Source organism: Rhodococcus sp. G-MC3, assembly GCF_030063335.1.
Taxonomy (GTDB): domain Bacteria; phylum Actinomycetota; class Actinomycetes; order Mycobacteriales; family Mycobacteriaceae; genus Rhodococcoides.
Genome location: NZ_JASISW010000010.1, coordinates 101722 through 125064 on the forward strand (window position 1 = coordinate 101722; position 23343 = coordinate 125064).

Genomic DNA, 23343 nt, shown 5'->3' on the forward strand with positions numbered 1-23343 from the left:
GACCATGGCAACGGCTAGACGGCTTGAATGCGCCATTCATGCCACCGGCCCGGGCCGACATCACCCCACGTGCACATTCGGCCGACGGTCGATGTCCGGCTCCGCCCGCCGCAACACCTCCCGAGTCACCGGTGCGACCTCGCCGACGCCGATGATCAGGAACCTCAGCAGGTTCACCACCGGATTGCCTTCGGACCATTCGAAGTAGGCATCGGGCTTCACACCGGTGGCATCGCGGATCATGAGAAGTACAGCGGCGATGGAGTTCGGCACGGCTGCGGCGTCGACCCACAGGACCTTGTAATCACCACGTTGACGCCCGTGCACGAGCAGATCCGTCGAAAACTCGGACGCGTCCTTGATGTTGGCTTCCAGGAACAGGATTGGATCCTCCTCCGGGATATGACTGTCGGCGCGTTGCTGGGCTTCCTTCGCCGCGTAGGTTTCGATGTCGAGGTGTCGCGAATCGTGACAGACGATCTGTATTCTGCCCTGCTTCGCAGCTTCCTCGATGAATTCAAGGGCCTTCTCGTCGAATTCGACTGAAGTGGAACGTAATTCGAACGATCGGGTCACTCTCGACCAGAACGAGACCACCAAAATCGCCAGGATGAAGAACGATGCGACTTTCACGCCGTCGGGCCGCTCGAAGATGTTGGCCACGGTGGTGTACAAGAAAATCACTGCCACAACAGCGAACAGCCAGACCCTCCCCCGTTGACCGCGGCGAGCGGCCGAGAGCGTGACGGCCACCGACGCCGACGTGATGAGGACCAGAACGCCCGTCGCATACGCGGCGCTTTGGGCGTCGACGTTGGCCTTGAAGTAAATCGTCACGACGAACGCGATCACCGCGAACACCAGCACCAGGGGCCGCACCGCCCGCGCCCACTCCGGTGCCATTCCATACTTGGGCAGATAACGAGGGACCAGATTCAGCAGACCCGCCATCGCCGACGCCCCGGCGAACCACAGAATCGCGATCGTGCTGACGTCGTAGACAGTGCCGAACACCTCGCCCAGATATTCGTGCGCCAGATACGACAGCGCTCTCCCGTTCGCCTGCCCACCGCCCTCGAATTCCTTCTCCGGGATCAGCACGGTGGTAATGATGCTCGAGGTGAGCAGAAATCCACTCATGATCAACGCTGCAGTGGTGAGCAGTCGTTTCGCGCCGCGGATGCGTCCGGCAAGTTGGTCTTTCGAACCGCCGTCGATCTGCGGCATCACTGCGACGCCGGTTTCGAATCCGGACAGCCCGAGCGCCAACTTCGGGAACACGATCAGGGCGACGGCAATCATCATCAACGGGTTGCTGTGTTCGGCCGTGAGAGCGTTTCGCCAGTCGGTCACGAGCGACGGCGCCTGCGCGATCTCCCAGAAACCCACAACCACGACAACGAGATTGAGCGCCAGGAACGACCCGACGAGGGTGACGGCGATACTGATCGCTTCGGTGAACCCTTTGAGAAACACAGCAGTCAACAGAGCGAGAAGCACCAGCGTGATGATCACCTGAGCGCTACCCAAACTGGCTGGAGCAAAAGGATTCTCGATAACATGCGCCGATGCGTCAGCCGCCGAGAGCGTCATCGTGATGAGAAAATCGGTGGCGGCGAACCCGAGCAGAACGAGCACGAACAGCTTTCCGCCCCACTTGGGCATCAGCTTCTCGAGCATCGCGATCGATCCCTCGCCGTTTGGACTCTCCCGAGCCACGCGCCGGTACACCGGGAGCGCACCGAACAGCGTCAACAGAATCAACACGACGGTCGCCAGCGGCGCCAACGTACCCGCAGCCAACGCCGCGATCCCTGGTTGATAGCCGAGCGTCGAGAAGTAGTCGACACCCGTCAGGCACATCACCTTCCACCACGGATGAGTGTGCTCGACCTTTGTGGGCTTTCGATATGGGCCGAGATGGCCTGACGGCTGCTCGGTGATGTCACTCAGGAGCCACGACCGCAGACGCACCATCAGCAGAGCGTAAACCCCTACGCGACTTCGCAGCGCAACTACTGTTGGACCCATGACTCACGTGGTGATAGCAGGTGCCGGACTTGCCGGAATTGCATGTGCGAACGAACTGGGACGCAAAGGCGTTGACGTCACGATCGTCGATCGCAACGACTACCACCAGTTCCAGCCTCTGCTCTATCAGGTCGCTACCTCTCAGCTCCCCGCCGAAGATGTGGCCAGGCCACTGGCCTCGATCTTCGAGCGCATGGACTCGGTGCGCGTCGTACAGGCCGAGATCACCGACCTCGATTTCACCGAACGGTGCTTGACTGCAGGCGGCGAGAAGATCTCAGGCGATCACTTCGTTCTCTCGGCAGGCGCAACCGCCAACTTCTTCGGCACTCCGGGCGCCGAAGAGTTCTCGTTCCCGCTGTACTCCGTCGCCGACGCCGAGACTCTCCGCCACCACGTCAGCGAGGTGCTTCGCGGTGAGCACGACCCACTGGACGTCGTCATCGTCGGCGGCGGACCGACCGGCGTCGAGACCGCAGGCGCTTTCGCGGAGTTGTTCACTGCCCTCCGCAAGATGAATCACCCGGGCGGTCGGGGTGAGGCGTGGCTCGTCAATCACGGTCCGGCACTGCTCGCGCCGTTCAGCGACAAGTCGCACGAGTACGCGCACAACAAACTTGTCCAGCACGGAGCGAAGGTACGGCTCGGTGTCGGCGTGACGTCCGTCGATGCCGACGGAGTGGCGCTGAGCGATGGATCGCGCATCGCCTCGCACACCGTCATCTGGGCGGGCGGCGAGTCGGCGTCACCGATCGCCTCGAGCGGGCAGGCAAAGCCGGGGCACGGCGGACGCATCGACGTGCTCGCGGATCTGACGGTCTCCACGTTCGACGAGGTGTACGCCGTCGGCGACGTCGCCAATATTCCGGGGGCCGACGGTAAAACCCTGCCGCAGTTGGGGTCCGTCGCGCAGCAGGCCGGGTTGTGGACGGCGCACAACATTCTGCTGACCGAAGCGGGCAAACCGAAGAAACCCTTCGCCTACAAGGACAAGGGCATCATGGCGATGATCGGACGCGGTGCCGCCGTCGCCGAGGTGGGTCCGCACCACCATCAAGTCGAAGGCCCACTTGCGTTCGCGGCCTGGCTCGGCGTCCACGCGGCCCTGCTCAGCGGCGCGCACAGCAAGGTCGACGCGTTCCTGTCCTGGGCGTGGGATTACTTCGACAGCGACCACTCGGCCATCGTCGAGTGCTACGGGGATCCCAAGCGGATCGCGTGGTCCGACGACGTCAAACCCACGCTGTAGGCGACTTCGTATGTGCGCGAAAATACGTCGCAGGAGACGTATTTCCGCTCACGTGCGTCAGCGCAAAACGTCCGTCCCGACGAACGGAACGAGGGCCTCGGGGACCCGCACGGTGCCGTCGGCCTGCTGGTGATTCTCGAGGATCGCAACGATCCACCGCGTTGTGGCGAGAGTGCCGTTGAGGGTTGCGGCGATCTGCGGCTTGTTGTTCTCGTCGCGGTACCGAACACCCAGGCGGCGCGCTTGGAACGTGGTGCAGTTCGACGTGGACGTCAACTCGCGGTACGCATTCTGCGTCGGAACCCACGCTTCGCAGTCGAACTTACGTGCTGCCGAGGATCCGAGATCGCCGCCGGCGACGTCGATGATTCGATACGGAAGCTCTACCGCAGCAAGCATTTCCCGTTCGAATTCGAGCAACTTCTTGTGCTCGGCCGCTGCGTCCTCGGGCTTGATGTAGGAGAACATCTCGATCTTGTCGAACTGATGGACGCGAATGATGCCGCGGGTGTCCTTGCCGTAGCTGCCGGCCTCGCGCCGGAAGCACGACGACCATCCCGCGTAGCGCTTCGGGCCGTCGGACAGGTCGATGATCTCGCCCGAGTGATACCCGGCCAGCGCGACCTCAGAAGTTCCGACGAGGTAGAGATCGTCCGCTTCGAGTCGGTAGATCTCGTCGGCGTGGGCGCCGAGGAAGCCGGTTCCCGCCATGATCTCGGGACGAACCAGGACCGGCGGGATCATCATCGTGAAACCGTTCTTGACGGCCTTCTGCGCGGCGAGCTGGAGCATCCCCTGCTGCAGGAGAGCGCCGTAACCGGTCATGAAGTAGAACCGCGAACCCGATACCTTGGCGCCGCGTTCCATGTCGATCAGGTTCAGCGATTCACCGAGCTCGAGGTGATCTTTCGGCTCGAAGTCGAACGTCGGGATCTCGCCGACGGTCTCGAGCAGCACGAAATCTTGTTCGCCGCCTGCGGGAGCGCCTTCTTGCACGATGTTCGACAGGGCACGCTGAGCGACGTCGAGCGCAGCGTCGGCCGCGTTCTGGGTCACCTCGGCCGCCTTGACCTGCGCGGCCAGTTCGGACGCACCGGCAAGCAGCGCCGGACGGTCCTCGGGAGACGCTTTGCCGACCTTCTTGCCAAGTGCCTTCTGCTCGGCGCGAAGCTGATCCCCGGCCAACACCGCGGCGCGACGAGAGGAATCGGCCTCGAGCAGCACGTCGACAAGACCGGGGTCTTCGCCGCGGGTGCGTTGCGAAGCACGGACAACGTCAGGGTTTTCGCGGAGGAACTTGAGGTCGATCACGGGACGAAACCTTACTTGTCGAGCAACCCCAGGTAGTCCTCGCGTCCGAACATGCGAGCTGCATCGATCGCCGACGGGTGCCCGCCGCTCGGGTCGGCGCCGCCGTCGACGAGTGCCTTCACCACATCGTCCTCGCCTTTGAACACGGCTCCGGCGAGCGGCGTCTGACCCTTGTCGTTCGCTCGATTGACATCCGCACCAGCCTCGACCAGCGCACGAACCGTCTCCGCATGCCCGTGATAGGCAGCGAGCATCACGAGGGTGTCACCCGATTCGTTGTTCAGATCCACTGGAACGCCCGCCTCCAGATACGCGCGCAGCGGCTCGGTGTCGCCGGTGCGAGCCATCGTGAACAACCGTCCAGCAAGCTCTGCAAGAGACTGGTCATCTTGTGGGGCCGTCATAAGTAAAGAACATACTCGGGCACAATGGAAGGCGATGTCTGCAAGCAAGCCCGAGAAGAAGAACCAACGCACGGTCTCCGCGCACGTCGCGCGTCGAGGACTCGCGCTGGTCGCTGTCGGCGCGGTAGCTGCCGCGGCCGTCACTGCCTTCGTATCGGGCGGCTTCTCCCAGCCGGAGAAGATCGCGACCCATTCGGTGGCCGGTCCGGCGACGGACGGACCGGTGACAGCGAAGACGTTCGGGTCGGCAGATCCCGGCACCTGCCTGAACTGGACGCCGACAGACGACCCCGAGACCGACCGGCAGGATCTCGCCGAGGTGTCCTGCGCCAATCCCCATCGCTTCGAAGTCGCACTCGACGTCGACATGAGCACCTACCCTGGCATCGAGTTCGCCAAAGGATCCGCATACCCGGGAGCACTGCGATTCAGCGAGTTGCGCGACGAGCATTGCACCGAGGCCGTCGACGACTACCTGGGAACGAAGTTCGATCCGAACGGCAAATTCAGCGTTGGCCTGATGTTCCCCAGCCAGTCCGGTTGGGCGTCGGGAGAGCGGACGCTGCGCTGCGGCATTCAGGAGTCGGCCAACACCGGAATACCCCAGGAAATGACCGGGTCCGTCCTCGACCAGGATCAATCGAATGTCTGGGATGTAGGAACATGCGTCGGCATCAACCAGAACGTGCCTGCTGACCCTGTCGAGTGCAGCCAGGCGCACGCATTCGAAGTTGCGTCGATCATCGATCTCCAGCAGCGGTTTCCCACCGGCATCCCCAGTGAAGCCGATCAGGACAGCTACCTGGAACAGGTCTGCACCGACGCGGTCACCGCGTACCTCGGCTCCGACACCGCACTCCGCGACAAGACACTGACGATGTTCTGGAACACCATCGACGTCACCAGCTGGCTCGCCGGTAGCCGCCAGGTGAGCTGCTCGATCGGCAAGGAACTCGACGAGGGTGGTTTCGCCACCATCACCGGCAGCGCGAAGGGCGACATCCTCATCAACGGTCAGCCGCCGGCGCCTCCGCCCGCGGCGCCGGACGGCAGAGCACTACCCACCCCGCTGCCGGGAGCAGCCCCGATCACCACGGGAGGGTGACATCCCCACCGACATGAGCCGCGCCGAGTTCGAAAACGCCGTCGGCGACGCACTCGACACCCTTCCCACCGACATCACCGACCACATGGACAATGTTGTGGTCCTCGTCGAAGAAGAGCACCCGACCGAGGACATCCTCGGCCTGTACGAAGGGGTCGCGCTGACCGATCGTTACGAGTACAGCGGTCACCTACCCGACGTCATCACCATCTACCGCAAACCGATCCTCGAGATGGTCGACGACGAGTCCACCGCCAAGCGGGAAATTGCCATCACCGTCGCGCACGAGGTGGGTCATCATTTCGGCATCGACGACGAGCGGTTACACGAACTCGGGTTCGGCTAGGGCTTCGGCTGCTCAGGTTTTCGGCAGCTCAGAATTTTTGGCCGCCCAGGTTTTCGGCATGAATGGCGCATTCAAGCCGTCTGACCGTTGCGATGGCCCATTGATGCCGGACGCGGGCCCGCCCCCGAACGCATGAATGGACCATCACAACCGTCTAGCCGTTGTGATGGTCCATTCATGCCCAAAGAGCGCTGCCAGAACTTACGCAGCGACCGAAACCGACTGCCGCGACGCCTGAGCTTTCACGGCCACCCGATCGGTGAGGTAGGCGAACACCAGCCCGAGTGCTAGCCACAGCGTTGCCTGGGTGGCGAGGGAGGACAGCCGGAACTCCCACAGCAGGGTCGCCGGGAAGTCCTCTCCCACCTCGTTGATGCTGGGGAGCAGGACGTAACCGAGCCCGGCGATCACCAGGAATGAGACAACGGGTGCTGCCACGCTGAGCGCGAGCGAGTGTTGTCTGGCGACGAGCTTGCTCACGTAGATCCCCACCGCGACGGCGACGAGCCCGAGAACGACGGTTGCCAGCCATAGCCAGGTTCGCTGGTTGATCGTGTCCGGATCGCCGACGGCAGGCGGGTTGGCCGGGTATTTGAAGAACGGGACAGCTTCGATCGCGACCCAACCGAGGACGCCGGCAGTCAGTGCAAGCGCCGATCCGGACAACGCAGTGAACCGTCGGGAATAGTGCAGAACTGTCGCGAAGATGGCACCGAGTGCGAGCCCGGCCAAAGCGGTGGCGAGGAACAGTCCGCCGCGCTGGCCGTCTCGGCTGACGAGTGACGCTTCATCGCCGTGCGAGTGCGTACCGGCCGCTTCCGCCGAGTGTTCGGCGGCGCCTGCGGCCTCTTCGATCGCAATGGCGGAGTCGATGTGCGGCTCCCCGATGGTGAACGCGACAGCACCTGCGAGCAGGCCCGCGATCAAACCGGCGAGCAGCCCGCGAAGAAGTAGCTGAACGAACGTGCCCTGGAGCCCCGCGACCGTTTTGCCCGGCATTGCGTTGGTCAGTGGCATGGGAGACCCAGCAGATGGCGTCCGTCGTGCATCAATTCGTGCATGTACATCCCGCTGCGCGAGATGGCACCCTGATCGAAGCCGACCAGGTACAGCACGAGGAATGCGAGCAGAACGACCGCGGCCACAGCGAGGGCGAGGGCCGCCGACTCGGTGACGTTGCTGGGCTGAGAGATTGTTGCCATTTCGGTGTTGCCTCCTGGGATTGTGCGTCCCTTAGAAACGTCAGCGGCACATGAGTTTTCTGGCTCTCGGGATGTATTCCGATCACAGTGGCGCAACCGCTCCGGATTTGCACCGGATTACCTGCACATGTCGCACTTACCAGCGAACTGTGGCACCCGCCTCGTGGTGCTGTCAATCGCAAGCAGAGTGACCCGCAACTAGAGTCACCGGGATGCGGAGCATCTCGTGACGTCGTCGGCGACCAGACTTTCCCTGGTCACACATGCCGTGACCGCCGCGATGCGTCACGGACGATTCAACGCCGACGAATCCGTCGACGAAGGGGGGATGCGAGAACTCGGTCGTGCCACCTACACCGATCGTGTCGACACCGTTCTTGTCGCGCCCGAGCGGCGAACACAACAGACGGCAGAAGGCCTCGGACTCAGAGGTGCGGTCGTCGCCGATCTCACCGATGTCGACTACGGCCATTGGGCGGGGTCGACGATGGACGATGTGGCCGAGCCCGACATTCTCGCCTGGCTCACCGACACTGCCACTCTCCCGCCGGACGGTGAATCGATCGACGGAGTGTTGGCACGGGTTGCACGCTGGATGGACCGGGTGAGTTCGCAGCAGTGCAGGATCGTCGCCGTCACCCACCCTGCAGTCGTCAGGGCAGTGGTCATCCACACCCTCGATGCGCCGCCGTCGTCGTTCTGGCGTGTCGATATCCCACCGTTGACGTCGACGAGCGTGAACTTTCGCGGCGGTCGATGGACCCTTCGCTCGGTCGCCCGAACTCTTCGCTGAAGTTTTTTCTCTCCGATGGAACCGATTGGATGCAGCCCGCGTCCAATCCCTACGAGAGCGCATTTTCATTCCTGCTGCGCTCGCGACCGCGGCTGGAGAAGATCACTTCTCTGGGAACAAGGACTTTCGAGGAGATGCGCATGCCGGGAACGGTGCGAGTGGACCCAGTTGCCCTGGAGGCAGCCGCCGCCGACCTGGATGCAGCCGCCGCGCGGCTCCAAGCCAGCCTGGCGGCGGTGTCGCTACCGATCCAGGCAATTCCGTCGGGAAGCGAGGAAGTGTCGCTGCTCGCGAACCGCTTCTTCCGTCATTCGGCAGGATCGTTCTCGCCCGCGGCAGCCGATGCCATCAACGAACTGATCGAAACTGCTTCAGCACTCCGTGCGCAGGCTTCGGCGTACCGCGACGTGGATTTCGAACACGGCCGCTCACTGGGCAACTGACCCACCACCTTCGATCTACACGGGAGTAGCGAAATGACACTCGGAGTCACCGGCGTGGTCTGGTTGCCGCGCACCGCCACCGTCAACTCCACGACGCTGATGGCCGGAGGAGGGGCTGCACCTCTGGCCGCTGCGTCCGCTGCGTGGCAGTCGGTAGCCGCGTCGTACGCGGACGCATCGATCACCGTCGGACGCGTGATGGCACTGCTCGCTGCAGGGTGGGAAGGCGAGGCAGCAAATGCTGCGCAGGCCAGGCTCGGCGGATTCCTCGCGTGGACGCAGGGAACGTCCGCCAGGGCGGCTCAGGTCGCCGCACTCGCAGGCGGCGAGGCGGCCGCCTACACAACAGCTGCGGTGGTGATGCCGAGCCTGCCGGAGATCATCGCCGTCAAGGCCGCGAAAACCGCCGCGTACACCTCGGGCGGAGCGCTCAATGGGAGCGCCGAAGCGATGGAGGTCGCCGATCGCGCCATGGATGTCCGCGCCGGCCTTGTCATGGAGGCGTACGAGGCTGCGACCACGCCGCTCGCCTGGAACGTCTCGTTCGATCGGCCGCCTACCATCGTCAACGGCGACAGCTCCGGCGCAGGCAGCGATATCGCCGATGCCGAATCCACCGAGGAGACAAGCATCTTCGGCTTCGGCGCCCGTACGACGCCGGCTCAGGCCGCGCTCGCCGCGGTGGGTTCCGCCTTGCAGAATCCAGCTCTGGCATCCGCGGCGGGCCAGGTGGCAAGCACCGCGGGGTCGGTCGCCGGCTCCTCGGTCACCACCGTCGCCTCGGCGGCTACCAATATCGGCAGCGCGGCAGCGTCGAATCTGATGAATTCCGGCAACCCCCAATCCCAAGGGTCGGTATCACCGCACCTCGGTTCACCCATGTCGGGCGGGGCCGCCGCACCAGCCTCGACACGGGCGGTGTCTGCCGGCGTGCTTTCGGGAGGCGGTGGGGTCGGTGGTGGCGGGTTCGGTTCGCCCGCTTCGGGCTCGGGGAAGCTGGGAAGCCCGATGTCGGGATCACCGGGCGCACAGGGCCTGTCGGGCGCGGAACGGGCGGGCACAGCCACCAACCCGTCGCCGATGCTCGGCGCCCAGACCGACGGAGCAACCGCCTCCCGCGGTGCGCAGCCCGGATCACCTGGCGGGGGCACTCACGGCGGGGCCAACCACGGCGGTGCCAACCACAGCGGGAACGACGAGGTAGAACACGAGACCCCCGGCTACCTGAGGCAGTTCGAGCACTTCGCCGACGGCCGCACGGTTGCACCATCGGTCATCGGCGCAGACCCGAACTGGAACAAATAGTTGATCGACTTGGGAACTCAGCCGCTCGGTCACACCATCTCTTCCGCCGATCTGGATGCCGATCGGCTCGACTACCTGGTCGACGTGCTCGACGTCGTCGAGCTACCGGTGGTTCTCGACGTGTTTCCTCGATACGACAATGCGGCGGAGCGGTCTGCTGCCCTTCAGCGAGGGCGCGACGGGCTCGACGCCGACGGCCTGCTGCCGGGGGGACGTGTGCACCCCGACCTGGAAGCCTGGTTGCGCATCCTCGAGCAACCCGACTGGTATGTCTCGGGACGAGGGATCGTTCGCCCGGTGGACGAGAACACATCGATCACCAGAGTGTGTCTTGCAACCAGCACAATCGGCTCGGTGGTGGCCCGGCGGTCGGGTGGCTCGCCACTCGTCGTCCGTTCCGCGGCCGCCGATCAACCGGCACATCTACTCGACGCGCTGGGCTGCGGGCAAGGACTGGACTTCCAGGGCGTGCTGTCGCGAACGGAAATCTCGGCGCCGACCGATCTTTTGTCCGAAGCCCTCGACGCCTCCCCGTTCGACGTGAATGCCACCGCGGCCAGGTTGGCGCACACCGGCATCGAACAGGACGCGGCGCGGAATCTGGCCGCGGCGATGAGCACGTGCTCCTCGCACGCCGAGATAACCTCGGTGAAGAACGGAACAGGCACTCGGAGAGCAAGTCACCATCTCGTCGCGTTCTTCGACACGCACCGCGGCCGGATACTCGCGACGTCGAGTACCGCCTCCGACGGTCGACGGTGGTCGACACTGTCGTCAGGCACCGACGGGCGAGTGAAGTCCGCTTTGGCAGAACTCGTGGAATGGTCGGGACGCTAACTGATCGGGTTGTCTGCAGTTTGGCTTCCCTTGCCCTCGAACGGAGGCTCGAATGTGCCCCAGCGGACGCACGACCAGCCACCGCCGGTGGTGGGCACCAGTTCGACCGTCTCGGTGTTGTCGAGATGATTGTCGGCGGCGAATTCGCCGTTCACTCCGGCGAGAACCGCGGCTACAAGCCGAATTGCCGCACCGTGACTGACGACGATCACGTCGGCAGCGTCGGGCGATGTCAGATACTGGTCGCGAAGCGAATCGAGTACGGGCACATAGCGATCCAGGATCGAGCGACCGCTGTCGCCGCCGGGAACCCGTGCATCGAGGTCACCGGCATGCCAGCGTCCGTAGATCTCGGTAAATTCCTTGTGCGCGTCGTCGTCGCCTCGACCTTCCCAATCACCGGCCTGCGCCTCGTGAATACCATCTCGCGTCTCGGGTGCGACCGACGTCGCGGCGCCGATATGCTCTGCTGTTTGCACAGCTCGCAGCGCGAGGGACGAGATCAGGATGCTCGGCGGAGTGGCCGAGATCGATTCGCCGTACCGCCGGGCCTGGTCATGTCCCTGATCGGTCAACGCTGCGCCGGGTAGCTTCGTGTCGAGAATCTTGTCCACGTTTGCAAATGTCTGCCCGTGGCGTACGAGTACGAGCTTTCCGGTCACAGGTCTCCCTTTCCTTCACGCAACTGCGCGAGCCAATCGATCTCTTTCTCCAACGACGGGGGGCGACGTCCTGTTCCCGCGGCGACGGGCCACGACCCGAGGAACCGAAGTTTCATCTTGCTGTGCAATGCGCGCAGAGCCTCGCCGACGGCGGGGTCGTCGATATGCCCGGCACAATCGACGTAGAACCAATACGTCCCGAATTCTGTTCTGGTGGGACGTGATTCGATGCGCGTGAGGTCGATATCGCGAATCCCCAACTCGGCCAGCGCACTGAGAAGCACCCCGGGAACGTTATCCGGCATCAGCACGAGAGCCGTTCGATCCGCACCGGTAGGCGTCGGCGCAGGTCGCGGCAACGAGACCAACACGAACCGCGTGCGTGCGTTCTCGATGTCCGCGACGCCTGCTGCGAGCGTCGGCAGACCGAGTTGCGCACCTGCAAGTGGGGTCGACACCGCGGCGTCGGCGAGACCCGCAGCAACATCCTCTGCCGCAGCGGCATTGGACGATGCGAACTGCACGTCGACGCCAGGAAGGTTCTCCTCGATCCACAGCCGAACCTGAGCTGCCGCAATGGGATACGCCCGGATCGATCGGACGTCAGCGAGGGCAATTCCAGGTGCGCCGAGAATAGCGAAGGCGACATCGATCTCGGTCTCGGCCAGGATCTGCAACCTGCTGCCGGCGCCGAGGGCATCGAGCGTCGGGGACACCGAACCCTCCACCGAACTCTCGATCGGCACCACGGCGGCATCGACTGAGCCATCGCGCACCGCCTGCAGCGTGAGCGGCGGACTGCTGAGCGGAATCCGCTCCGCATTGCCGGTGTACCCGAGTTCGGCGAACACGCCATCGGACTCGAACTGGCTCAATGCCATCTCGGTGAACGTTCCCGATGGACCGAAGTACGCGATTCTTGGCACGATCACGAGGTTACGTGTTCGGCGTGACGTTGCCCTCGTAAATCGGCTCCACAACACCGGTGACCGACCTCGAGGCACGCGTCTGCAGATCGGCATGAGCTGGTGTGGGCATCCTCTCAGCGCTGAATGCCTCAGGATTCTGCGGTCGTGCCCGATATCGCACCCATCAGCAGCGAAGGCGCAAGCCTGCGGTGGATAGCCGAGAGGGGTTCCCATGCCCACTTCCCGAACCGTCGGTCGTACCGGACGAATGTGGTCAGTTCGAATTCACCGGCGGCGGCGAAGACCACCAGATGAACCGTGAGAGAGTGCGATCTGGATTCGAGTCGAATCGATGACGTCGAATTCTCTGCAATGCGCCAGCCGGCGACAGCCTGCGAAGACGCCCCGCTACTCAACCGCAGCTGTAGCAACCCGCGCCAAATGAATCTTTCGGCAGCCGACGGTACGTCTCCGAACATGGCCCGTGCGTACTGTTCCGCAGTCCCTCGAATGTCGGCTGAGACTGCGAAGTGGTCGACGTAGTCCGCCGTCATCGGCGACCTCGCGAGCACGGATTCGGGCATCGAATCCGACCCGACGAGGCCTCTCACCGATAGGGCTGTGACTGATCCCGCGCGAACTCTCGACTTCGACACGATCGACTCCCCACCGTTGTACGGTTCCGTACAACGGTGAGAATACCGAGAATATACGGTGCCGTATAGCGGTGGGAGATATCCAATGGGAACAGCGAGAACCACCCGAGCGAGATGGATCGATGAGGGTTTGGCCGTGTTGGTCGAAGGCGGCTCCGACGCGGTGCGTGTGGAAGTTCTCGCCAAACGGATCGGCGTCACCAAGGGCGGGTTCTACGGCTCGTTTCCAGACCGACAGGCCGTCCTTGACGCGATGCTCGACCGTTGGCGGACGGAGAGCGTCGACGAGGTGCTCGCCATTATCGAACACGCCGGAGGAGACCGGAAGTCGCAGGCGGTCTTGGCGGGGCAACTGACCTTCGACGAGAAACGCCTGCCGGTGGATATGGCCGTACGGGAGTGGGCTCGAAAGGACCCGACCGTTGCGGACCGCCTTCGAGACGTGGACAACCAACGAATGAGCCTGCTGCGCAATGCCTTCGCTGATCAGTGCGCCGATGCCGACGAGCTGGAGGCACGGTGCCTGATCGCATTCTGCGTAGCCATCGGCAGTCGATTACTTCACGCGGACCATCCCGGCCGGACACGTGAACAGGTATTGAGCACCGTCAGGCGGATGGTTGTCGATACTGCCAGCACGCCGCTGGCACCGCAGTAGGCGCCCGTTCGAGGTACCAGTTCGAACTCTGTTGCCGCCGAGCTGCTGCGCCGGAACAATGTCGAAACCGGCAGAATCTACGTAGCCAGCCCGGCCGTCACAAGATCGCGGTGCGCGGCCGCAGCGTCGTCGATCTCGATCCCGAGCAAGACGGTGCGCACCGCTTCGGCGGCCTCCGGTCTCAATGCGGCGAGCGCCGCGAGATCGGGCCCGGCGAGCGCAGCGGGGATGTTGTCCCCGCGCAGAGCAGCGACGGTGGCCCCGAGGATCGCGAGCACCTCCACCCCGGACGATGCCCGGGCAACGAAGCCGACCTCGGCATGCGCGACGACTGCCAGCACGGCGGCGATGTGGCGCGGCGACGCCGATGCCGCGAATCCTGGGGTGCGGTGCGCGTCGGCGATCGCGGTGACGACGTCCAGCGCCGATGCGTCGAGAAGTTCGGGAAAGACCACGAGCGGAGACGGCAGTCGCAGCGCGAGGGCGTCGGGCATGGTGCTCTCGTCGACATCGATGTGGAAGCGAACCACTTCATAGGTGGCGACGGCGTCTCGCTTCAGCTCATCAGGATCGATGTCGAGGTCGACGACGATGCGACCGAGATCGGCGCCTGCTGGAACCAGCAGAAGATCGGATGCCGCGATCACCCTCGGCCCCGCTGAGACGGTCGTCGATAGCGTCTCTTGCCTTCTGTATCGCTGCTGGAGAAGACCTGCGATGAGCGCCTGCGGGTCGGGTCGGTGGGGCACTCCCAGCGTCAACGGAACGGACATTCCCATCACGCTAGACCGCGATTGTTCGGGCCGAACACTTGCGATGCAGGCAAGGATGAACTAACTTAGGCTTGCCTCACCTACTTGCTCACGTATCGGAGGAGCCCATGATCGGTACCGCGACAGCCGGACCGTCCACCGCTGAAAGAGTTCGCAGCGCCTGTGCGCGTGCGGAAGGTGCGGCGTTGGCGATCGAGGGCAGCGAACCCGTCGTCACCTCTCTCCACCATCTGCGCTCCAACGGTGAAGTCATCGTGGCAGTCCCCCGGCATTTCGGCTCATCGAATCCAGCTATGGGCGCCCTAGCGTGGCGCTCGACCCGTGCAGGGGTTCCGGCCGTCCTCGAGATGACCGACCATGCACCACTGGCGTTGCGCGAGCCGGTCCGTTCGCTGGTGTGGCTGCGCGGCGAGCTACGCCCCGTGCCGGAGTCGCTCATGCGGCCGATGGCGGGGGCAGTGGCTGCCGAGCATCCGCATCCCGCACTGCTGGACGTCGGGCACACCACGGTGCTGTTGCGCCTGATCCTCTCCTCGGCAGTCGTCGCGGACAGCACCGGCGCAGAGCCCGTCGCCGTCGACGACCTCCTGGCCGCCGAGCCCGACCCGTTTTGGGAGCTGGAAACCAGCTGGCTTCAACACCTCGACGAGGACCACACCGTCCTCGTCAACCAGCTCGCACGGCGGCTGCCGCCGTCGCTGCGCCAAGGACGAATCCGCCCCCTCGGAATCGATCGCTATGGGATCCGCCTGCGCATCGAGAGCGACTACGGCGACAACGACGTCCGGCTCGGATTCGCCGAACCGGTGGACGACACGATGGCGCTGAGCCGCGCACTGCGAGTTCTCGCCGGCTGCCCCTTTCTGAACGGCCTACGCACACGAGGCTGACGCTCGGGCAGACTTGCGTACGTGATCGATGTCAAAAGCTGGCTGAATCCGCCTCCACCCGAGGCAGGCCCACCACTCGAACCGAGTGAACGCCGCGCAATCAAGATCGAGATCGCACTCGTTCTACTCGTCACATTCGGGCTCAGCGGCCTCAGCAGCATCCTGTCCCTCATCGAGGACGCGCTCCTTGCGGGCAGTCTCTCCGACCAGACCGTTGCCCTCAACACTTCGAGTTCCAGCCTCGGCATCATCGACCTGCTCTACCAGCTCCTTCGCATCCTGCGACTCTGCGCGTGGGGTGGCCTCGGGCTGTATTTGCTGTGGCGCGCCGGCCTCGGCCCCAGACGCATCGGCCTCGCGAGACCCCGCGCGAAGACTGATCTGTTGCAGGGCCTCGGACTGGCAGCCCTCATCGGTCTCCCCGGTCTCGTGTTCTACCTCATCGGTAACGCCATTGGTCTCAATCTCACAGTGCTGCCCAGCACGATCAACGATCACTGGTGGCGTCTCCCTGCACTCGTTGCCTACGCGTTCGCCAACTCGGGGGCCGAGGAAATCATCGTCGTCGCCTACCTGATCTCCAGATTGCGACGGCTGGGCCTCGGCGAGAACAGCTCACTGTTCGCCTCCGCCGTTTTGAGGGGTTCATATCACCTCTACCAGGGCCTCGGCGCGGGGATCGGGAACCTGCTGATGGGTCTGGTGTTCGGCCGGTTCTGGCAGAAAACGAACCGCCTCTGGCCACTGCTGATCGCGCACGCGCTGATCGACATCGTCGCGTTCGTCGGATACACCGCGCTGCGCACCCATCTGTCCTGGCTGCCCTGAGCTCGCCGATAGGTACAGTCGATTCGTGAACGACGACGAGCGGGATCGTGGAACCCCCCGGCAGGGCACACCTCCTGGCCGCCGCGTACCCCCACCTGCCGGCGGCGGACCCCCTCCCGGCTACAGGCCCCCTCCGCCTGGCAATCGCCCGCCCGGTTCGCAGCCGCCTCCCGGCTACCGCCCCCCTCCCGGACAACGCCCACCCCCCGGTTACCGACCTCCCCCCGAACAGCGACCTCCTGGCGGGCGGGGACAGCCGCCGCCGCGCGAGGGCACCCAAATCATCCGGCGTGACGGCCGACCGGCGGACCCGAACCCAGGCCGGCAAGCGTGGTCTCAGGCACCCGAGCCCGGTGCCGTCTCCCGTGGACCGAATCCGACGCAGCAGTATTCACGCCACGAGGACAGCAGGTACGCACCAACCCAGGCCCCACAGCCTTACACCGAGCAACCTCGTCGCAACGAACCGCGGCGTGACGAACCACTACGTCGTCAGCCCGCTCCCCCGCCCGAGCGCGCGCTCCGCCGCCCCGAACCAACCAAGCCGCCGCGTACACGCAAGAAGCGGCACTGGGGTCGACGGTTCGGCCTGACGTTCCTCGCGCTGCTTCTGGTAGTCGGCGGATTGGTCTTCTACGTGGACAGTTCGTTGACACGCGTCGATGCGCTGAGCAGTTACGACGGGCGCATCGCCGACACCCCCGGTACCAATTGGTTGCTCGTCGGTTCCGATTCACGCGCCGGCCTGACGCCCGACCAGGAAGCGGCGTTGGCAACGGGCGGCGAAACCGGGCCCAGTCGAACCGACACGATCATCGTGATCCACATCCCGTCCGGAGGCGGAGCCACCACGATGGTGAGCCTGCCGCGTGACTCCTACGTGTCGGTTCCCGGTAACGGCCAAGACAAGCTCAATGCGTCGTTCGCGATCGGCGGGCCGCCACTGCTCGTCCAAACCGTGGAGGGCGCAACGGGATTGAAGATGGACCACTATGCCGAAATCGGGTTCGGAGGTTTCGCAGGCATCGTCGACGCGCTCGGCGGTGTCGATGTCTGTGTGCAGAACGCGATCTCGGATCCACTCGCCGGGATCGATCTTCCTGCGGGATGCCAGGAACTCGAGGGCTCGCAAGCACTCGGATTCGTTCGTTCGCGCGCAACCGCACTCGCCGACCTCGATCGCATGAACAATCAGCGTCAGTTCATGTCAGCGTTGCTGTCCAAGGCGACCAGTCCGTCGACCTTCCTCAATCCGTTCCGTCTCTGGCCGTTGGTGAAGGACACGGCGTCCTCGCTCAGCGTCGACGAGGGTGACCACATCTGGAATCTGGCGTCGCTGGCATGGGCGATGCGGGGCGATCTTGTCACGACGACCGTTCCGGTAGCTGGATTCGAGGACACCGAGGTCGGGAATGTGTTGCTGTGGGATTCGGACCGAGCCTCGCAATTCTTCGGCGCTCTCGCGGAGGACCGTCAGATACCGGAGGAGCTTCGCACAGCGGGCCCCTGACGGGTCTGCGCTGGGAGTAGCCTCCCCCTCATGACTCCGACTCCGCTGGGCAGCATGGCTTTCGACCAACTTCTCCTCGCTCAGGTCGGTCACGAGTTCACCGCATCGCAGCAATACATCTCGATCGCGGTGTGGTTCGACACCAACGATCTTCCGCAGCTCGCTCGCCGCTTCTACGCGCAGGCGGCCGAGGAGCGCGGTCACGCGCTGATGATGATTCGATACCTCGTCGACAGAGGAGTGAAAATTGCCATCCCCGGCCTCGGCGATACCGTCACCCAATTCGCGAAGATCGCGGAGCCCGTCGAATTGGCCCTGGCACAGGAGAGCACGGTCACCGATCAGATCACTGCGCTCGCACGTACCGCTCGCGCCGAGGGCGACTACATCGGCGAACGTTTCGTCCAGTGGTTCCTCCAGGAACAGGTCGAGGAGGTGGCGAGCATCAGGAGCCTGTTGAACATCGTTCGCCGGGCAGGTGGTCAGCTCTTCGATATCGAGGAATACGTTGCTCGCGAAACGAACGCTCGGGTGAACCGCACCACCGATGCGCCGAAAATAGCGGGCGCCTTCTGACGATTCGCCAGGTGAGAGTCAAGAATTAGGCAAATCTTATTTAGGCAACCTTGACCTCAATAAGGTTCAGCTTGGATGACAATGCCCTCTGACCAGCATATTGTCTTTTTTCATGAGCGCAGACGTCAACGAAACAACACACTCGAAATTCCACGCATTGCTGCGTGACCAGATCCGCAACGAATTCAATGCCTCGCACCAGTACATTGCGACGGCCGTGTATTTCGCCAACGTCGATCTCCCGCAGCTGGCACAGCACTTCTATGCGCAGGCCGTCGAAGAGCGCAATCACGCGATGATGATCGTCCAGTACTTCCTCGACCGCGACATCACCGTCGAGCTCACCGGAGTCGACGGGGCGAAGTCTGTCTTCACCGACGCTCGCGAGCCGATCGCATTGGCTCTCGCGCAGGAGGAGACCGTCACCGAGCAGATCATCGCCCTCGCGAGCACCGCACGCGAAGAGGGTGACTACGTGGGCGAGCAGTTCATGCAGTGGTTCCTCAAGGAGCAGGTAGAAGAGGTTGCCAGCATGAAGACGCTGCTCAACATTGCGGACCGCGCAGGCCACAACCTGTTCGATCTAGAAGAGTTCGTCGCTCGCGAATACAGCAACTCCGTACCGGCGGACTCCGGTGCGCCCAAGGCTGCAGGCGGCTCGATCTAAGCGCTTCGCGCACGTGAGCGGAAATACGTCGCAGGGGACGTATTTCCGTTCACATGCGCACAGCGCCTATCGCAGAGTTACCTGGCGGCCACGCAGACCATCGCGTGAACGCAACTGCTCCGAGGTCAGCGGTGCGTCGACAGCCAAAGCCTCGGTTAGCTTTTCCCCGAATGTCACTGCGGGCGTCGCCCATTCAGTCGGATGCATCTCCGGATCGAGATCGAAGACCGGGACCAGCAGGCCATGTGTGCGGAAGGACCCCGCGTACCGCGAGCCCTCTCCCAGCGTCAGATCTCCCGCAGCGTGCAGACGAGCCAACGCGAGCATGAGATCGTCTTCGCTCTCGGGTCGCACCCAGCGCAGATGCGCCTTGGCACCCGCATCGACCCACCAGGCAGCAACGAGGCCTTCGCCTTCGAGCCTGGCCGACGGCATGATCGCCTGATTCGCGCGCTCGACCGTCGCCGCGACATCCGGTGCGGGATCGACATTCTCGGGCAGCCACCAGTTGAAGTCCTGATGCACCGTGATCTCGAGATCGAGGGTCGGGTCCAGCACCTCCGACAATGCCGCTGTATTGCCGTCGGGATTTGCCGACTCGAGCGATTCTCCGGGCTGAGCCGTCGACGCCCACCGAAGGGCGCTCGAGAGATCAGCTGCCACGTTCGGCGAGTGCACCTGCACCTGCAGACCCGCGAAACCGGTGACGACGTCCTTCTCTTCGCGCACCAACGCTGCCACTGCACCCGGGAGGACCGTGGCGATCGTCAGCGTGCGACCGTCGACAACGACAGGCGCTGTCGCGGACGGAACGAACTCACGGAGCGCGACGAGATCGCATTCGGCTTGCACACCCTGGAACGGACGTACCGGCGCGGCCGAAAGGTTTTCACGCTCGGCTTCGCGCTGTGCGAGCTTCGCGGCTCGGTTGCTGTCCTGCTTCGGACCACTGTTTCTTTTGCTCTTACCCACGCGTCGAAACCTACACGTTCGTCATTCCTCTAGGTCACTCCCTCGAGCCACGCCCGCGTCCGACCAGGATTGTTCGTGGCGATCCAACCGACACCGAGCTCGCGGCACAGATCGACGTCTTCTTTCTCGTCGACCGTCCAGCAATACGTCGCGCGTCCCGACGCCGCAGCCCGATCCACTATCGATGGATGCTCACGCAAAGTCTTGATCGACGGCCCGACAGCGGTGGCACCGACGGTTGTGGCGGCACCGCCACCGAGGTAGTGCGATGTGTCGCCGAGAAGGACCGTCGGGAGCAGAGGTGCAGACCGTCGAACCCGCCATACCGCGGTGGGGGCGAAAGACATGATGACCGCACGCGCATGATCGGCGGACGCCGGCTGCGCGATACCGAAGCGGTGGAGTTCGGCCAGCACTTTGCTCTCGATCAGCGAGCCGTAGCGCACCGGGTGCTTGGTTTCGATGAAAAGTTTGGTCGGCTTGCTGGTCCAGTCGAGCACCAGCTGAATCAGATCGCTGAGCGTCAACAGGTCCGCAGGTTCGGCGCCGTCACCGTAGTCGAACGTCTTGAGGGTGTCGTAATCGAGTTCGCTGACGATTCCGGTGCCGGTGGACGTGCGATCGACCCGCCGATCGTGGACACACACGATGTGACCGTCGCGGGTCAGCCGGACGTCGCACTCCACTCCGTCTGCGCCCTCACGTAGCGCGAGATCGTAGGCGGCGAGGGTGTGTTCCTTCTTCTCCGCCGACGCTCCTCGATGCGCGACGACGAAGGGTCCGCGGCGTCCGGAGGTCACGAGACCGGCACCTTGGCGGCGGCAGGCTCGGTTTCGCACTGAACGGACACGGTCCACCGGGTCGGGGCCTTGCGATCGTTGCCACGCCACCGCTGGTCGTCGATGGTGCGAATGAGTCGGATGGTCAGGAGTACGACGGCGAGTCCGACGAGCGCGACCAGCGCGGAAAACAGCACGCCGTCGGCTCGAGACTGGAGAGAATCGCGGAAGCGCCACAAGATTGCTGCCAGCACGAATCCCCAGTTGATCACCCACGCAGCCCACCAGATACGTACCAGAACCAGTGCTCGCGGGCGGTCACTGCCACCTTTGGCGTCGACCAGTTCGGTAAGAAATACCCCTGGCATCGCGAGGGACAGGATTGGGATGAGGGACCCGACGAGGATTCCTCGAGCACTCCGAGGATCTTGGGTTCCAGCACGTTCGAATATGACTTGCCGACGGGAGATCAGCCAGCAGGCCGATGCGATGGCCGCTGCGATCCCGATGACGATGGATGCAACCTCCGCGAACATGACCAGCGCATCCGACACGACGAGAGTCGTTGGACTCACCAGCCGAGTGCGGTTGTAGAGAAGAATTCCATAGCGAAAGAGTTCAGCGGCGGCAGCGAGCCCCAGCAGACCCCCCACGAGAAACAGCAGCCCAGGCGCGGCGGCTGCCCATCGCTGCAGGCGAGACTCGGTCTCGGGGAGTCGCAACACCGGTCGGTCGATCAGCCCCCAGCGGGGCATCTCGTCGTATCTCGGCGTAGCTACGCGCTGTGAAGCGTGTTGTCCTGACTGACGCGCCGTCCGGCTCTTCGGGCGTCGCGCAACCCACTTGAAGTTGCGTTGCCCACGCGCGGGAGCATGCGCGGACACAGGTGAGAGCAGAACTCCGTGGCACCTGGGGCACCAGACCGCAGGACGAGCGCCGACGGGCCATCTCGTCGCGCAGCGCGCGCAGACTTGGAAAGCGGACACTAGAGGATTCTCGCCTCGGCGCCGTCGTCACGCACGATCGGTCGACCCGCGCTGTGCCATGCGGACATTCCGCCGTCGACGTTGGTCGCTTCGTACCCGATCTGAGCGAGGTACTCAACGACTCGAAGAGATCGGCCGCCCGCCTTGCACACCACGTACAGCTCGGCGTTCGCGTCGATTTCTTCCAGCCGGGACGGGACCTCGGCCATGGGGATGTGAAGCGCACCGGGCGCGTGGCCCTGCTGCCACTCGTCGTTCTCACGAACGTCGAGAAGAATCGTCGACCCGCTCAGTTCGGCGGGGAGTTCGGCGGCGGGCACGGAAGGCAGATCCGAAGCAGACACATACGCGATCTTGTCACGGGGTACGCCGGGACTGCCACTCGCGGATGGTGTCGATTCTGGTCCGATGGCGAAGGTTATCCACATTATCCACAGAATCATCCACAGAAACAGGGCATCCGCCGGTTTTATCCACAGGCTCGGCGCGCTCCTAGACTTGTCGACATGGTTTCCTCCAACATCGAACTGCGCGTATTCACCGAACCTCAGCAAGGCGCTACGTACGACGAACTTCTGCGCGTCGCGCAGGCAGCCGAGACTCTCGGGTACGGCGCTTTCTTCCGCTCCGACCACTACCAGGCGATGAACTCCGCTGGTCTCCCCGGACCGACCGACGCCTGGATCACGCTTGCGGGACTCGCACGGGAGACGTCGACGATCAGGCTCGGAACGCTTGTCACGTCGGCGACATTCAGGTACCCGGGTCCGCTCGCGATCAGCGTCGCGCAGGTCGACGCCATGAGCGGAGGGCGCGTCGACTTCGGGCTCGGCGCGGGATGGTTCGAGGAGGAACACACCTCGTATGGCATTCCGTTCCCGTCGCTCGGTGAGCGTTTCGACAAGTTGGAGGAATCCTTGGCCGTCATCACCGGTCTGTGGGAAACACCGATCGGCGAAACGTTCTCTTACGTCGGTAAGCACTACACGATCGTCGATTCCCCCGCGCTGCCGAAGCCTGCGCAATCCCCGCGCCCGCCGATCCTGATCGGGGGCGGCGGAAAGAAGCGCACCCCGGCGCTCGCTGCGAAGTACGCCGACGAGTTCAACATTCCTTTCGCGTCGCTGGAAGACACAGGGATCCAGTTCGATCGCGTGCGCGCAGCGGCTACCGCGGCGGGCCGGGATCCGGAGTCTCTCGTCTACTCGAACGCTCTGGTTCTGTGCTGCGGGAAGACCGAAGACGATATTGCGCGTCGAGCCGGGGTGATCGGCCGTGAGGTGTCCGAACTCCGCGAGAACGGTGCCGCGGGAAGTCCGGCGGAGTTGGTGGACAAGATCGGCCGCTTCGGCGAGCTCGGGGCTTCGCGTGTCTATCTGCAGACGCTCGACCTGTCCGATCTCGACCATTTGGAACTGGTGGCGTCCGAGGTGATTCCCCAGCTGTAATGCG

Annotated in this window: 27 protein-coding genes; 14 read left to right on the plus strand and 13 right to left on the minus strand. The window is 64.0% G+C overall.

The genetic code is table 11. The annotated features are described in order from the left end of the window. Positions 1-60 precede the first annotated feature (60 nt). Positions 61-1977 carry an amino acid permease gene (locus QMK17_RS13405; protein ID WP_283509757.1) on the minus strand — a complete coding sequence of 639 codons (1917 nt, stop codon included), beginning with the start codon at positions 1975-1977 and terminating at the stop codon, positions 61-63. A gap of 52 nt (positions 1978-2029) precedes the next feature. Between QMK17_RS13405 and QMK17_RS13410 the strand changes: the two genes are divergently transcribed. After that, entirely contained in the window at positions 2030-3280 is a 1251-nt protein-coding gene (locus tag QMK17_RS13410; RefSeq protein ID WP_283509758.1) for an NAD(P)/FAD-dependent oxidoreductase, read from the plus strand. A 57-nt stretch (positions 3281-3337) separates the two neighbouring features. On the opposite strand, the gene serS is transcribed toward QMK17_RS13410, so the two are convergent. Together serS and QMK17_RS13420 are read right to left on the minus strand one after the other, a co-directional pair. Next, the gene (serS, locus tag QMK17_RS13415; RefSeq protein WP_283509759.1) at positions 3338-4591 is read right to left on the minus strand and encodes a serine--tRNA ligase; all 1254 of its coding nucleotides are present in this window, start codon (positions 4589-4591) and stop codon (positions 3338-3340) included. Between the two features lie 11 nt (positions 4592-4602). After that, complete coding sequence (locus tag QMK17_RS13420; protein WP_283509760.1) at positions 4603-4995, minus strand: ankyrin repeat domain-containing protein; 393 nt, start codon at positions 4993-4995, stop codon at positions 4603-4605. Between the two features lie 34 nt (positions 4996-5029). Between QMK17_RS13420 and QMK17_RS13425 the strand changes: the two genes are divergently transcribed. Both QMK17_RS13425 and QMK17_RS13430 read left to right on the plus strand, forming a co-directional pair. Beyond that, complete coding sequence (locus tag QMK17_RS13425) at positions 5030-6100, plus strand: septum formation family protein (RefSeq protein WP_283509761.1); 1071 nt, start codon at positions 5030-5032, stop codon at positions 6098-6100. A gap of 13 nt (positions 6101-6113) precedes the next feature. Beyond that, positions 6114-6446, plus strand: a complete 333-nt coding sequence (locus QMK17_RS13430; protein ID WP_283509762.1) for a metallopeptidase family protein — start codon at positions 6114-6116, stop codon at positions 6444-6446. A 201-nt stretch (positions 6447-6647) separates the two neighbouring features. Here the strand turns inward: QMK17_RS13430 and QMK17_RS13435 are convergent, their stop codons facing one another. Continuing rightward, complete coding sequence (locus QMK17_RS13435) at positions 6648-7463, minus strand: CbtA family protein (RefSeq protein ID WP_442972757.1); 816 nt, start codon at positions 7461-7463, stop codon at positions 6648-6650. Continuing rightward, a complete protein-coding gene (locus tag QMK17_RS13440) occupies positions 7454-7648 on the minus strand; it encodes a CbtB domain-containing protein (RefSeq protein ID WP_283509763.1) in 195 nt (64 codons plus the stop codon). The genes QMK17_RS13435 and QMK17_RS13440 overlap by 10 nt, the downstream gene beginning before the upstream one ends. 226 nt (positions 7649-7874) lie before the next feature. Here QMK17_RS13440 and QMK17_RS13445 point away from each other — a divergent pair, with 226 nt between their 5' ends. From QMK17_RS13445 to QMK17_RS13460, 4 genes are all read left to right on the plus strand, one after another. Further along, positions 7875-8441, plus strand: a complete 567-nt coding sequence (locus QMK17_RS13445; protein ID WP_283509764.1) for a histidine phosphatase family protein — start codon at positions 7875-7877, stop codon at positions 8439-8441. A gap of 140 nt (positions 8442-8581) precedes the next feature. Then, the gene (locus QMK17_RS13450; protein WP_283509765.1) at positions 8582-8884 is read left to right on the plus strand and encodes a PE domain-containing protein; all 303 of its coding nucleotides are present in this window, start codon (positions 8582-8584) and stop codon (positions 8882-8884) included. A 33-nt stretch (positions 8885-8917) separates the two neighbouring features. Next, positions 8918-10189, plus strand: a complete 1272-nt coding sequence (locus QMK17_RS13455; RefSeq protein WP_283509766.1) for a PPE domain-containing protein — start codon at positions 8918-8920, stop codon at positions 10187-10189. Next, a complete protein-coding gene (locus QMK17_RS13460) occupies positions 10190-11026 on the plus strand; it encodes an ESX secretion-associated protein EspG (RefSeq protein WP_283509767.1) in 837 nt (278 codons plus the stop codon). On the opposite strand, the gene QMK17_RS13465 is transcribed toward QMK17_RS13460, so the two are convergent. From QMK17_RS13465 to QMK17_RS13475, 3 genes are all read right to left on the minus strand, one after another. Further along, positions 11023-11688 carry a histidine phosphatase family protein gene (locus tag QMK17_RS13465; RefSeq protein ID WP_283509768.1) on the minus strand — a complete coding sequence of 222 codons (666 nt, stop codon included), beginning with the start codon at positions 11686-11688 and terminating at the stop codon, positions 11023-11025. The two genes, QMK17_RS13460 and QMK17_RS13465, sit on opposite strands and share 4 nt — an antisense overlap. Beyond that, positions 11685-12614, minus strand: coding sequence for a prephenate dehydratase (gene pheA, locus QMK17_RS13470; RefSeq protein WP_283509769.1), 930 nt, complete (start codon positions 12612-12614; stop codon positions 11685-11687). The genes QMK17_RS13465 and pheA overlap by 4 nt, the downstream gene beginning before the upstream one ends. A gap of 131 nt (positions 12615-12745) precedes the next feature. After that, a complete protein-coding gene (locus QMK17_RS13475; RefSeq protein ID WP_283509770.1) occupies positions 12746-13180 on the minus strand; it encodes a hypothetical protein in 435 nt (144 codons plus the stop codon). Between the two features lie 157 nt (positions 13181-13337). Here QMK17_RS13475 and QMK17_RS13480 point away from each other — a divergent pair, with 157 nt between their 5' ends. Next, on the plus strand, positions 13338-13910 hold the full coding sequence (locus QMK17_RS13480; protein WP_283509771.1) for a TetR/AcrR family transcriptional regulator: 573 nt from the start codon (positions 13338-13340) through the stop codon (positions 13908-13910). A gap of 77 nt (positions 13911-13987) precedes the next feature. On the opposite strand, the gene QMK17_RS13485 is transcribed toward QMK17_RS13480, so the two are convergent. Beyond that, complete coding sequence (locus QMK17_RS13485) at positions 13988-14683, minus strand: hypothetical protein (protein ID WP_283509772.1); 696 nt, start codon at positions 14681-14683, stop codon at positions 13988-13990. 107 nt (positions 14684-14790) lie between these two features. Between QMK17_RS13485 and QMK17_RS13490 the strand changes: the two genes are divergently transcribed. The 5 genes from QMK17_RS13490 (at position 14791) to QMK17_RS13510 (ending at position 19154) form a co-directional block, all read left to right on the plus strand. Continuing rightward, positions 14791-15573 carry a DUF2470 domain-containing protein gene (locus tag QMK17_RS13490; protein ID WP_283509773.1) on the plus strand — a complete coding sequence of 261 codons (783 nt, stop codon included), beginning with the start codon at positions 14791-14793 and terminating at the stop codon, positions 15571-15573. 21 nt (positions 15574-15594) lie between these two features. Further along, positions 15595-16401, plus strand: coding sequence for a CPBP family intramembrane glutamic endopeptidase (locus tag QMK17_RS13495; RefSeq protein WP_283509774.1), 807 nt, complete (start codon positions 15595-15597; stop codon positions 16399-16401). A gap of 280 nt (positions 16402-16681) precedes the next feature. Beyond that, entirely contained in the window at positions 16682-17911 is a 1230-nt protein-coding gene (locus QMK17_RS13500) for an LCP family protein (RefSeq protein ID WP_283509852.1), read from the plus strand. A 30-nt stretch (positions 17912-17941) separates the two neighbouring features. Then, on the plus strand, positions 17942-18487 hold the full coding sequence (locus QMK17_RS13505) for a ferritin (RefSeq protein ID WP_283509775.1): 546 nt from the start codon (positions 17942-17944) through the stop codon (positions 18485-18487). Positions 18488-18599: 112 nt separating this feature from the next. Continuing rightward, positions 18600-19154 carry a ferritin gene (locus tag QMK17_RS13510; RefSeq protein ID WP_283509776.1) on the plus strand — a complete coding sequence of 185 codons (555 nt, stop codon included), beginning with the start codon at positions 18600-18602 and terminating at the stop codon, positions 19152-19154. 66 nt (positions 19155-19220) lie between these two features. Here QMK17_RS13510 and QMK17_RS13515 read toward each other — a convergent pair whose 3' ends face one another. From QMK17_RS13515 to QMK17_RS13530, 4 genes are all read right to left on the minus strand, one after another. Further along, a complete protein-coding gene (locus QMK17_RS13515) occupies positions 19221-20126 on the minus strand; it encodes a DUF5926 family protein (protein WP_283509777.1) in 906 nt (301 codons plus the stop codon). Positions 20127-20155: 29 nt separating this feature from the next. Further along, positions 20156-20926, minus strand: coding sequence for a glycerophosphodiester phosphodiesterase (locus QMK17_RS13520; RefSeq protein ID WP_283509778.1), 771 nt, complete (start codon positions 20924-20926; stop codon positions 20156-20158). After that, positions 20923-21660 carry a DUF4328 domain-containing protein gene (locus QMK17_RS13525; protein WP_283509779.1) on the minus strand — a complete coding sequence of 246 codons (738 nt, stop codon included), beginning with the start codon at positions 21658-21660 and terminating at the stop codon, positions 20923-20925. The genes QMK17_RS13520 and QMK17_RS13525 overlap by 4 nt, the downstream gene beginning before the upstream one ends. A 230-nt stretch (positions 21661-21890) precedes the next feature. Next, on the minus strand, positions 21891-22211 hold the full coding sequence (locus QMK17_RS13530; protein ID WP_283509853.1) for a rhodanese-like domain-containing protein: 321 nt from the start codon (positions 22209-22211) through the stop codon (positions 21891-21893). A gap of 201 nt (positions 22212-22412) precedes the next feature. On the opposite strand from QMK17_RS13530, the gene QMK17_RS13535 reads away from it, so the two are divergent. After that, complete coding sequence (locus tag QMK17_RS13535) at positions 22413-23339, plus strand: LLM class F420-dependent oxidoreductase (RefSeq protein WP_283509854.1); 927 nt, start codon at positions 22413-22415, stop codon at positions 23337-23339. Positions 23340-23343 lie beyond the last annotated feature (4 nt).